Raw genomic sequence first — 10,370 nt, 5'->3', positions numbered from 1 at the left:
TACTTTTTCATAGTGATCGAGGAAGCCAGTACGCCAGTTTCGATTTTAGACAGGTGCTTCAGGACTACGGAATCACTAGCTCAATGAGCCGACGTGGCAATTGCTGGGACAATGCCTGCAGCGAGACGTTGTTCGGCTCGTTGAAGGTGGAACGGTTACATGATCAGCGGTTTAGTACTCGCCGCGACGCCAAAGACGAGGTCATGAGCTGGCTGCTCTGGTACAACCGAGAGCGCTTGCACTCAACACTGTCCTACGTCAGCCCAACGCAATACGAACATAGTTGGCACGCTTCACAGCTTCAAAAAACCAACCCATGACACGGGCTATGGGGTACGTATTTCGGGGGCAAGGTCATTCTGGTTGTGGAGGTCAGCGGATTAGCCCAGCAGGGTGTGGTGTACGCGACCGGTAAGTGTCGACCCGCAGCAGCCGGTCACATCAGGCAGAAGTCGGCCTTTAGCAACCGCACACCCCGCTGGCTGGGTTTAAGTCCAGCGGTGTACGCGTGAGCGGTGGCTAATGAAAAAGTGGGTGGAGAGTGCTGATTGGTCACTGTGGGTCCGCGGTCAACGGTGCATCGATTGGATCTACCGCTGCTCCGGCTGGATCGACGGTAACGGCAGGTTTGGCCTGGGTGCTTTGCGCCTGCGGCAATGAGACAGTGAGTATTTCCCTGCGTTTTGTCAGATCCAGTATCTGCTGACGAACTGCGGTTCTTTCCGATGGCGACAGTCCAAGAGCCGCATCTTTGAGAAGTGCACTCTGCTTTTCAATTTCCGAGTCCATATTGCTGATTGCAGCACTGTAATCAACTTGCTGGACGGTATTCGTTTTATTCACCAGACCGACTAGAGCGAATGGGATGGAGCACAGGTTGTGGTATCTGATTGCGTCCATCACCGCGAGCGGGTAGGGATAATCGGTAATTTCTTTGGCTTGCCGGGCGGTGATGTCCTTGAACATCGCGGTGCGTTGATCTGATATCTCACGAGTGAGGGCAGGCATCAGTATGCCGCTATACATCTCTTGGTTGAGAGTGTCGCCCATAAAGCCGAGGACGGAGGACACACCGGCCAGGTTCTGACCGGCACGCCCCGAAACAATGGCTGCTGCTGTAGAAGCAATGTTGGAGTACGTGCTGTAGCCAAAAGTGGTGATTGCACGTTTGAAGTGCGTCTCCTCAATGAATCTTGAGCAATTTACTTCTGATTTGGCTAGAAGCTTTGATTGCGCTTTGTTTCTCTCTGCTTTGTCTGCAATCGGTGCGTCGAGCAGTGTGTCAAAGTCTTCTGCTTCAGCAGTTTTTGCCGTCACCAGTTCTGATGACTGAGTGCTAGACCGAACCATGTCCATATTATGTTCGTTGATTTTGTCTGTTACTGCTTGGCAGCCGGACAATAAAAAAAACGCAACCACGATGAGCTTTTGCATAGGGCTTCCTTGCTGTCAAATGGCCATTGGTTTTTATGGTTTAGTGCAGCTCAGACAGCTCTGCAAGGGGCGCGCTAAATTTTTTATTTCTGTCCACAGCATGTTTGGCGTTGGTTAGGCGCTTGGGCGGATATGGCGCAGTCGCTGATGGTGATTCGCAAAACGGTTACAGCGAGCGGGCGGCTATTCACATAGACCACCGGCCGCAGCGACGAGACAGTCCACACCGAGCTGGAGTGGACTCTATTCATGCATTGCGCTACGAGCCGCTGGAAGCGGCAGGCCAGTTTGTAAGCAAGGGGGCAATGGCGTTTACCTTCGAGGGCAACGAAATGCGCCTTGGCGTTGTTAATACTCACTGGCTGCTCCTGACCGAAATCAGCCTGGCATCAATGTGCCAGTTTCTGCCTGTTTTCACCGGTTGTTATGAGCGATTTCAGCAGGCTGTAAGGTCTAGGTTATTCAGCCCGCTTTCATCTACGTGGCTAGAAGGGTTGTGATCTGATTGACACTAATAATTTGCCCGCTCCAGATCATTTCAAAATGTGCGCTCTGGATGATCGAGGTAACAGGTCGCGGGGTCATCAGCGCCCAACAGATGTTGCCTGGAGATCGAACCGAGTGGTAGCGCAGGCCTGGGTATCCTGCTCGTTTCACTTCGCTTCCCAATCGATTCGAGTGTGCGTAGTCGTCAGGCGCGTAGATGGGGTCTGAAAGCGGAAGTGCGGAGGCCTCCCTCATCCCGCTGTCGCTGAAGCTGGCGGTCAGCCCTCTGAAGACGAAACGCTCATAGTTGAGCTCCGGCACATTCGACCAGTAGCGCTCCTGGTGATGACGCACCTCGGCAATCGCAGTGTCCATCCTGTCGGCCAGGTAGAGCACGCCGAAGGTGCCATTGCTGAAGCGCGAGCCGGCCGGGTTGATGTGAGTGAAGGGCGCTGTTGCATACGAGCACCCAGGGATCCCAAAAGGGATCTGGTCGCGCGGAATCAGCTCCAGGCGACCAATCTCGTTCTGCAACCGTGGATTGGTCAGCGCCTGGATCTGATAAAGAGCTTCGAAGTCCTCTGCGTCAGCGACGTCATCGAACAGGGCAATGGGCGGAAACTTGGAGTTGACCAGGCGGTAGGCGTGCAGGCTTTCACCTTCCAGTACAGGTAGGTCGCCGAGCATTACCATTGCGCGCCTCGCAGCGCGTCGATCCGCCGGAACGTTTCGTACAGCGAGATCATGTCGCCCTGCGCCATGATGTCGAGTGGGGCGCGGCCGTTGAAGAACGCGTTGTGGTTCTCCATCGAGGGGAAGCCATAGACGTTCTCGGGGTTGTCGAACACAACGCGCAGTGCTGCGTGGATGTTCAGCACAAGACTGATGCGCTGCATCTGGTCGGCGTCCAGGCTCACCGCCCACGCCGAATCCTTCTGGCTGGCGCGGGTGTAGGTGCTGCGGGAAATCCGCAGCACCCGGCAGGCCTGCTCGCAGGAGGCCTTCCACTTTTCCAGGATGTTCAGCGCCGCACGCAGGCCGGCTGCGCACTGGCTTTTCGAGAAGTCCTGAGCTTGGATGGTGGCAGTTGTCATGGGGGGGAGCCCTCGATTTAATCTGTAGATCAAAAAGTAGCACATTTTAATCTACAGATTAATACTCGCCGTTTCACTGTCACCGGTTCTAGCGTCCATCTTCAGTGTCAGAGTGGAAGAGTTTGACAGGGTGCGGAGTGTAGGGTGTGCCTTTGCCCATAAAGCGTATGCGCTGGGCGTCGGCAACAGCGTTGCATTGGGCCTCACCCAACTTTGCTCGATTGTCCCTGCACTGCAGTCGCAGTTCCTTGAGCCGCTCGGGATTCTCTGCAAGCGCTTCAGCCGACTCAAACGGTATCGGCTTTTCGCATGCGCTCAACAGCACGGCAGTCAGCAAAAACGATATCTTCTTCATCAAGCGATCTCCTTCTGTGATGCGTGATCAGCCAGCAACGCTTGGCTTTCCGCCGGGCTCACCCGCTCGATAAAACGGGCCATTTGCTCGGCCGGCTCGCCTTCGCGCCGTATTAAGTAAGTGGTCAGCATGGTTGCGCAGCCGTCCAGCGGACGGGCCACGACATCCGGGTTGTTGAGTTCGCTAATGCGCGCCAGGCTTGAAAAACCCAACCCGTAACCCGCCGCGACCAGAGCCATCATCAGGTCCAAAGTGGGGACGCGGTCTGCGATGGTCAGCCGTGTATCCACGGTGCCCAGCACCCGCTGTAGTTGCTGCCAGAAACCCTCGCAGGCCTGCGGGTCGCAGAGCACCAGCGGATAGCGCACCACCTCCTCAAGCGGCACACGCCGATAGCTCAGTAGCGGGTGTCGAGAAGGTACCGTCACGACCAACGAATCGAACCAGACCGGTTCAGCCACCAGCCCATCACCCACCTCGTCGGACTGTGCCAGCCCGATGTCAAAGAGGTCGTCGTTCAGGCCCCTGACCTGTTCGCTGAAGGTGACCTCCGACAGGCAGATTTCGACCTCAGGTTCTTCCTCGCGGCAGTGGGCGAGCAAGGAGGCCAGGCGGGTCTGGGGAATACCATCGGATAGCGCAAGGGGTATCCGGCCGCGATACCCAGCCGCCGCACTCTTGACGCTGGCCTTGGCCTGGTCGACCACGGCCAGCACCCGCCGAGCCTCTTCCAAGAGCACCTTGCCGGCCCAGGTCAGGCGCGTACGCCGTGTGGTGCGCTCGAATAGCTGTACGCCCAGACGGTATTCCAGTTCCTTGATGATCCGGGACAGGGGCGACTGTTCGATATGCAGCCGTGCGGCGGCGCGGGCGAAATGCAGTTCTTCTGCGACGGCGATGAAACAGCGAAGGTGGCGCAATTCCACAGCCTCTCCTCCGTCAGTTGTAGGGTTCGGCTTGCACGTCGCCGTTCCCGTTCGGCTGGCGACGCAGGTTGATGATCTGCAGCAAGGCGCCCAGTACGGCGACACCACCTGCACTGGCGGCTAGGGTCCAGGTAGGCATCTGCAACAACAGCACGAAGCCGCCGGCCGCAGCACCGATGGCACTGCCCAGGTAGAGCGCCGATTCGTTCAACGCGATGGCCAGGTTGCCGTCGCCCTGAGCTTGGCGCGCCAGGATCAGTTCATTGTTCTGCGGCACTTGCAGTGCCCAGCCGACCGCACCCCACAGGGCTATGGGCAACATCACCAGCCAGGTGCTGATGGCGGCAGTCAGCGGTAGCACGAACAGCGATGCAGCGAGGATCAGCATGATGGCGAAGGTCAGTACCGGACCCTTGATGCGATCCACCAGCGGGCCAATCAGGAAGCTGCCCAGCACGCCGCCGATACCCCAGACCCACAGATAGGGGGTGACCGAACGCACCGCGCCATAGGCCGGGTCAGCTAGCAGTGGGGCGATGAAGGTGTACATGCCCAGGCTGGCGATGGCGGCCAGCAGCGACACCAGCAGGATGACCAGCACATGGCCGTCGCCGAGAATCGCCAGCTTCTGGCTCAACGTGGTGGCGGTAGCCGCCGGCAGGGCCGGAAGCTTCAGCAGCAGGCCGAGCAAGGCCATCAGGCCGAGCAGGGTTACCAGCCATAGGGCGGCCTGCCAGCCCAGCTGTTCAGCGATCAGCAGGCCGAGCGGCACGCCCAGCACCACGCCGCTGGCCATGCCGCCCATGATGATGGCGATGGCCTTGCCGCGGCGTTCCGGCGTTGATACGGCAGCCGAGGCGCCGATGCCCATGGCCAGGTAGACGCCGGCACCGATGCCTGCGATGGCGCGCCAGACCATCAGCGTGGTGAAGCTCTCGGCCAGCGCGCTGGCAGCGTTGGCGATGACGAACAGGCCCAGAGCCAGCAGCATACCGGCGCGTTGGCGATGCGCCGGCGTCAGGGCGACGAAGATCGGTGAACCCAGGCCATAGGCCAGGGTGAAGGCGGTGACCAGTTGGGCGGCCACCGCAACGGAGACCGCGAACGAGGCCTCGATCATCGGGATTAACCCGGCGGTTACATAGGAGGCCATGCCGAGGGCAAAGGCCCCCAGCGCTATCAAGTAGATGGGCGATTGGTTGTGTGTGTGCATGCTCGGACTCGTTTGCGTTGCAGGAACGCGTAGGTGGTACAGCGAAGGAATGCGGCCCCGCACCGGGGCCACATCCGGTTTGGGACTAGAGTTCGAGGCTGACGTCGTACTCGTTCAGCCAGGTGTTGAGGCCGACCGGCAGCTCCATGCCCATGCGTTCGTACATGGGCGAGACACTGCCGAGCGGCCTGGCCAGGGTCTGCTGGATACGGCCGCTGTCGAGCAGGGGCGTCACCGGCGCGTTGCGGTCCGCCTGTATGGCGCTCAGGGCATCACGCAGCGCCTGCTCGTAGGCCGGGTCCTGGGTTGAGGGGTAGGGGCTCTTGACTCGCTCGCTGATCGACTCCGGCAACAGGTCGCGGGTCGCCGCGCGCAGGATGCTTTTCTCCCGCCCGTCGAAGGCCTTCATCGCCCAGGGGATGTTGAAGGCGTACTCGACCAGACGGTGATCGCAGAAGGGCACACGCACCTCGAGGCCGACTGCCATGCTCATACGATCCTTGCGATCCAGCAGGGTCTGCACGAAGCGGGTCAGGTTGACGTAACTCATCTGCCGCATGCGCTGGTCGACCGCGCTCTCGCCTGGCAGTACTGGCGCCTCTGTGATGGCCTGGGCGTAGCTGTCGCGCAGGAAGCTGTGCATGTCGAGTTGGGTCAGCAGGCCTGGGCCGAACAGGGTCTTGCCGTCGAAGTACTTGCCGGTGACCGAGGTCAGCCAAGGGAAGGTGTCGGCCTGGATCGCCTCCGGATCGTGGAACCAGCGGTAGCCGCCGAACACCTCATCCGCACTCTCGCCGGACAGCGCCACGGTCGAGTGCTTACGTACCTCCTGGAACAGCCGGTAGAGCGATGGCCACATGTCACCCCAGAAGGCGGGGGGCAAGTCGAGGGCGCGGATGACCTGCATGCGCAACGCCGGATCGGCCAGTTCGTGACTGTCGAGGATGATCTCCTGGTGGCTTGAGCGGATCTTCTCCACCAGGTCGCGCACGAAGGGCGCATCCGGCGTGCCGCGCACGGCATCACCGGTGAAGCCATTGCCGTGGTCGACGAAGTCGAGAGAGAAGGAGCGGATGTTCTCCTTGCCGGCAGCGAGCAGCTTCTTCGACGCCAGCGCAGTGATGATCGAGGAATCCAAACCACCGGAGAGCAAGCTGCACAGCGGCACGTCGGCGACGATCTGGCGGTCGACGATATCCTCAAGCAGGTCGCGGGTGTGGCGGATGGTCTCGTCCAGCGTGTGCTCGTGCTCGCGCGCCTCCAGCTTCCAGTAGTGGCGGCGGCCCAGGCCCTGGCGGTTGATGCGCACGATCTCGCCAGGCATCACCTCGCGCATGCCGTCGAACACGGCATGGCCCGGGGTCTTCACCATCTCCAGGATCTCGCGCAGGCCATCGGCGCGCACCTTGCGCGGTACCAACGGGTTGGCCAGCAGTGCCTTGGGTTCGGAGCCGAACACCACGCCGTCTGCAGTGGGGAAGTAATACAGCGGCTTGACGCCCATACGGTCGCGTATCAGCAGCAACTCCTGCGAACGCAGGTCCCAGATAGCGAAGGCATACATGCCGTTGAGCCGTTCGACAAAGGCTTCGCCCCATTCGACATAGGCGCGCAGCACCACCTCGGTGTCGCTGCGGGTCTCGAAGCGGTGACCGAGTCGCTGCAGTTCGGTGCGCAGCTCGCGGAAGTTGTAGACCTCGCCGCTGTAGGTAATAGCGGCGGCCTCACGCGGGCCACCGTGCAGGGCGGTCATCGGCTGGCGACCGCCCTCCAGGTCGATGATCGACAGGCGCCGATGGCCCAGACCGACCGGGCCTTCAATCCACAGGCCGCCCGCATCCGGCCCGCGCAGGGCCATGGTGTCGGTCATGCGTTGCAGGGTGTCACGTTGCGTTTCCAGGTTCTGGCTGTAGGACAGCCATCCAGCGATTCCACACATAGTCGTTCTCCTTGTGATCGGGTTACCCGAGGCTTTCCAGGTCGCTGTCCTCGGCCAGCAGCACGCGCGTCTCGCCATGGACGTAGCGTGCCGGTGCCGGGTTTTGGGCATGGGTTTCTAGGTCGTTGAGCAGGCGCTGCAGCGCCACGGCGGTGTCGAGGCCGGCGAAGGGCTGGCGGGGCGGTTCCTTGAGGGCCACGGCGCGCACCACCTGCCGGCACAGACGCGACAGCTTGTGCAGGGTGTCCAGGCCTGGCTCTTCGGGGGCGGTGGCAAACTCGTGTAGCAGCTCCTCGGCGCCGTTGGCGCCGCGTGTCCAGATGCGCAACTGGTCGTGATCCCAACGCGGCGTATCGAACACCAGGCGTGCATGGATCAGTCGGGCGTCGCGGTCGACAAAGCTGAAATCCACGGTGCGCTGGCGTACGATGTTGACGAAGCTGGCATAGCCGCTGACCCGTGCCTCGCCCATGCTGGCGGTGAGCTGAACGGTATCGAGCACCTTTGCGCCGGAGATGGAGAAATCCGAGCGAACGCCGAGCACGCCATCGAGCTGGAGCTCGCCGGCGCGCGGGCAGATCCAGCCCACCAGATCCAGGGCATGGATCACCTCGCTGATCACGCCGCAGGTGGGGCGGTAGTCATTGATGCGATCCTTGCCCCAGTGGAAGCTGGCGCGCACCAACTGCCAGTCGTGACGTGCAACCCACTCACGCAACTGCTGTGTCGCGTCCGAGTAGCGCTCCACCAGATCCAGAGCAAAGCCGTTGACCTGATCCAGTGCGCCGAGCAACTCGCCCAGATCGTCGCCCGGCGTAGCCAGCGGCTTCTCGCAGAGCACAAAGCCCCTGTAGCCGGCCAACTGCTTGAGCACGGGGGCATGGCTGTGGTCGTTGGCGCTGACTACCACGATGTCCGGCGCAAAGGCATCCAGCGCCTGTTCAACACTGTCGAAGTAGGGGATATCGGTCACTTTTTGCCGGCGCCCGACATAAGCCAGCGACAACGGTAGTCCGGTGCTCGTGGCGATATGCTCGAAGGCGCGGCGGTAACGGTTGCCGGCGTAGCCCAAGCCGATGATCAGGATCTTCATGCCGAGGCCTCCTGACGGATCAGCAGACGCTCGTCGCTGACGGCGAAGCCAAGGGCCTGATACAGCGTGCCGGCGACCTCAGTACTTTGCAGCACCACACAGCCGACGCCGCGGTTGGTGAACCAGCGCAGCAGGTGCTGCATCAGCTGCTTGGCGATGCCACGGCCTCGCCACTGCGGTTCAACCACCACAGATTGCACCCAGCCGGACAGGCCGTTGAGGCAGCCAGTTGCCGGCGCGCGCTGGTCGATGATGGCGGTCGCACAGCCCAGTACCTGGCCGGATTCCTTGTGCTCGGCGGCGAGGATCTGCACGCAGTCGCTCTCGTTCAGGCGGCTGCTCAGCCAGGTGCGGTAGGCCGCCCGCCAGCGAGCCGCATCCTCCGGCGTCTTGCTCGAATAACTGGCGGTGGTGCCTTCCAGCAGATAGGCGCGCAGCTCTACCAGGCTGGCCAGGTCAGCTTGAGTCGCCGGACGCACGGTGAAGAAGGACTGGTCCATTTCAGGCCACCTCCGCAGCGAACACCTCGGAGGCCAGCGGGATGCTGAAGTGGTCGAATGTTTCGCGCAGCGACACCGCCAGGTGTTCGATCTGCTCGTCACTGTGATTCGGCGTAGCATTGACGCGGAAGCGCTCGGTCCCTACCGGCACGGATGGATAGTTGATCGGTTGCAGGTACACGCCATGGCTATGCAGCAGGCGTTCTGCAGCTGCCTTGCACCGCTTGGCCTCACCTACCAGCACCGGCAGCACATGGGTTTGTGAGCAGGGCATCACCGGTACGTCATAGTGCTTGAGGCGCTCGCGCAGCTTGACCGTCTGGCGTTGCAGGGCATCGCGCTCGTTGCTGCTTGCCTTGAGATGCTCGACGCTGGCCAGGCAGCCTGCGGTAATTGCCGGCGGCAGCGAGGTGGTGAAGATGAAGCCGGTGGCGAAGGAGCGCACCGCATCGACGATCACCTGTGTCGAGGCGATGTACCCGCCGATCACGCCGATGGCCTTGGCCATGGTGCCCTGGATGATGTCTACCTGTTCGGCAACGCCCAGTTCGGCGGCGATACCTGCGCCGCGCGGACCATACATGCCCACCGCATGTACCTCGTCGAGGTAGGTTAGGGAGTTGTAGCGCTTGGCGACCGCGACGATTTCGGCGATTGGGGCGATATCGCCGTCCATCGAGTAGATAGATTCAAACACCACGATCTTCGGCTGCCCCAGCGGGTAGCTGGCGAGAATCTGCTCCAGATCCTCGACGTCGTTGTGGCGGAAGATCTTGCGTTCGTTGGGCGTGGAGCGAATGCCGTTGACTATGGAGGCGTGGTTCAGCTCATCGCTGATCACCACGCAGTCGGGGATACGCCGCAGCAGGCACTGGAGGGTGGCATCGTTGGAGCCAAAACCAGTGGGGAATACCAGCGCTGCTTCCTTGCCATGCCAGTCGGCAAGGCTTGCTTCCAAGCCTGCATACACTTCGTGAGAGCCGCCGATATTGCGCGATCCGCCGGAGCCCGCGCCGTAGGTATCCAGCGCCTTGTGCATTTGTTCGCGCACTGCGGGATGTTGTGACATCCCGAGGTAGTCATTGCTGCACCAGACCACCACCGGTTCTTGCTCACGGCCGTCCAGTTTGGCTAGAGGGTACTGGCCACAGATGCGGCTGAGGGTGGTGAAGGTGCGGTACTGGTTGGAGGACTTCAATGTCTCCAGTTGTTCCCGAAGAAGTGCTTGGTACATCCGTTTATCTCCTTAACGAGTTGATGACACGTCTCTGTGTGATTCCTCATCAAGCGAGAGCCCTGGCTCGGGTAATTGCGGCCAGGTCGGGCTATT

Annotated in this window: 12 protein-coding genes; 2 read left to right on the top strand and 10 right to left on the bottom strand. The window is 61.1% G+C overall.

All coding sequences use genetic code 11. From position 1 onward, the window contains the following. The coding region (locus tag BMW49_RS23605; protein WP_139205716.1) for an integrase core domain-containing protein at positions 1 to 320 on the top strand (320 nt) is incomplete at its 5' end. A 232-nt stretch (positions 321 to 552) separates the two neighbouring features. Here the strand turns inward: BMW49_RS23605 and BMW49_RS23600 are convergent. Beyond that, positions 553 to 1,434: a hypothetical protein gene (locus BMW49_RS23600; protein ID WP_069521756.1), complete on the bottom strand. Its 882-nt coding sequence runs from the start codon at positions 1,432 to 1,434 to the stop codon at positions 553 to 555. A gap of 236 nt (positions 1,435 to 1,670) precedes the next feature. Here BMW49_RS23600 and BMW49_RS24880 point away from each other — a divergent pair, with 236 nt between their 5' ends. Further along, positions 1,671 to 1,934: a hypothetical protein gene (locus tag BMW49_RS24880; RefSeq protein ID WP_167362835.1), complete on the top strand. Its 264-nt coding sequence runs from the start codon at positions 1,671 to 1,673 to the stop codon at positions 1,932 to 1,934. Here the strand turns inward: BMW49_RS24880 and BMW49_RS23595 are convergent. The 9 genes from BMW49_RS23595 to hemA form a co-directional block, all read right to left on the bottom strand. After that, complete coding sequence (locus BMW49_RS23595; RefSeq protein ID WP_170829073.1) at positions 1,912 to 2,613, bottom strand: RES family NAD+ phosphorylase; 702 nt, start codon at positions 2,611 to 2,613, stop codon at positions 1,912 to 1,914. The genes BMW49_RS24880 and BMW49_RS23595 overlap by 23 nt on opposite strands. Beyond that, positions 2,607 to 3,014 (bottom strand): antitoxin Xre-like helix-turn-helix domain-containing protein, encoded by a 408-nt coding sequence (locus BMW49_RS23590; RefSeq protein WP_069521760.1) that lies wholly within the window; start codon positions 3,012 to 3,014, stop codon positions 2,607 to 2,609. The genes BMW49_RS23595 and BMW49_RS23590 overlap by 7 nt, the downstream gene beginning before the upstream one ends. Before the next feature lie 88 nt (positions 3,015 to 3,102). Continuing rightward, the gene (locus BMW49_RS23585; protein WP_069521762.1) at positions 3,103 to 3,369 is read right to left on the bottom strand and encodes an EexN family lipoprotein; all 267 of its coding nucleotides are present in this window, start codon (positions 3,367 to 3,369) and stop codon (positions 3,103 to 3,105) included. Then, positions 3,369 to 4,295 (bottom strand): LysR family transcriptional regulator, encoded by a 927-nt coding sequence (locus BMW49_RS23580; protein ID WP_069521764.1) that lies wholly within the window; start codon positions 4,293 to 4,295, stop codon positions 3,369 to 3,371. The genes BMW49_RS23585 and BMW49_RS23580 overlap by 1 nt, the downstream gene beginning before the upstream one ends. A 13-nt stretch (positions 4,296 to 4,308) precedes the next feature. Next, entirely contained in the window at positions 4,309 to 5,508 is a 1,200-nt protein-coding gene (locus BMW49_RS23575; RefSeq protein WP_083251835.1) for an MFS transporter, read from the bottom strand. Between the two features lie 85 nt (positions 5,509 to 5,593). After that, positions 5,594 to 7,447 carry an asparagine synthase (glutamine-hydrolyzing) gene (asnB, locus tag BMW49_RS23570; protein ID WP_069521766.1) on the bottom strand — a complete coding sequence of 618 codons (1,854 nt, stop codon included), beginning with the start codon at positions 7,445 to 7,447 and terminating at the stop codon, positions 5,594 to 5,596. Between the two features lie 22 nt (positions 7,448 to 7,469). Then, on the bottom strand, positions 7,470 to 8,540 hold the full coding sequence (locus BMW49_RS23565) for a Gfo/Idh/MocA family oxidoreductase (RefSeq protein WP_069521769.1): 1,071 nt from the start codon (positions 8,538 to 8,540) through the stop codon (positions 7,470 to 7,472). Next, positions 8,537 to 9,040: a GNAT family N-acetyltransferase gene (locus BMW49_RS23560; protein WP_069521771.1), complete on the bottom strand. Its 504-nt coding sequence runs from the start codon at positions 9,038 to 9,040 to the stop codon at positions 8,537 to 8,539. Before BMW49_RS23560 ends, BMW49_RS23565 begins: the two co-directional genes overlap by 4 nt. A 1-nt stretch (position 9,041) precedes the next feature. Further along, positions 9,042 to 10,274 carry a 5-aminolevulinate synthase gene (gene hemA, locus BMW49_RS23555; RefSeq protein ID WP_069521772.1) on the bottom strand — a complete coding sequence of 411 codons (1,233 nt, stop codon included), beginning with the start codon at positions 10,272 to 10,274 and terminating at the stop codon, positions 9,042 to 9,044. Between the last annotated feature and the right edge of the window lie 96 nt (positions 10,275 to 10,370).

The sequence above is a fragment of the Pseudomonas cuatrocienegasensis genome, from assembly GCF_900110925.1.
Lineage (GTDB): Bacteria > Pseudomonadota > Gammaproteobacteria > Pseudomonadales > Pseudomonadaceae > Aquipseudomonas > Aquipseudomonas cuatrocienegasensis.
The sequence above is the reverse complement of the archived record's forward strand: the minus strand, read 5'-3'. Positions and strand labels throughout refer to the sequence as shown.

Excerpts from the sequence above, each read along its gene's own strand:
- BMW49_RS23600 (WP_069521756.1), bottom strand. The coding sequence starts at position 1,434 with ATGCAAAAGCTCATCGTGGTTGCGTTTTTTTTATTGTCCGGCTGCCAA.
- BMW49_RS23595 (WP_170829073.1), bottom strand. The coding sequence starts at position 2,613 with ATGGTAATGCTCGGCGACCTACCTGTACTGGAAGGTGAAAGCCTGCAC.
- BMW49_RS23590 (WP_069521760.1), bottom strand. The coding sequence starts at position 3,014 with ATGACAACTGCCACCATCCAAGCTCAGGACTTCTCGAAAAGCCAGTGC.
- BMW49_RS23585 (WP_069521762.1), bottom strand. The coding sequence starts at position 3,369 with ATGAAGAAGATATCGTTTTTGCTGACTGCCGTGCTGTTGAGCGCATGC.
- BMW49_RS23575 (WP_083251835.1), bottom strand. The coding sequence starts at position 5,508 with ATGCACACACACAACCAATCGCCCATCTACTTGATAGCGCTGGGGGCC.
- asnB (WP_069521766.1), bottom strand. The coding sequence starts at position 7,447 with ATGTGTGGAATCGCTGGATGGCTGTCCTACAGCCAGAACCTGGAAACG.
- BMW49_RS23565 (WP_069521769.1), bottom strand. The coding sequence starts at position 8,540 with ATGAAGATCCTGATCATCGGCTTGGGCTACGCCGGCAACCGTTACCGC.
- BMW49_RS23560 (WP_069521771.1), bottom strand. The coding sequence starts at position 9,040 with ATGGACCAGTCCTTCTTCACCGTGCGTCCGGCGACTCAAGCTGACCTG.
- hemA (WP_069521772.1), bottom strand. The coding sequence starts at position 10,274 with ATGTACCAAGCACTTCTTCGGGAACAACTGGAGACATTGAAGTCCTCC.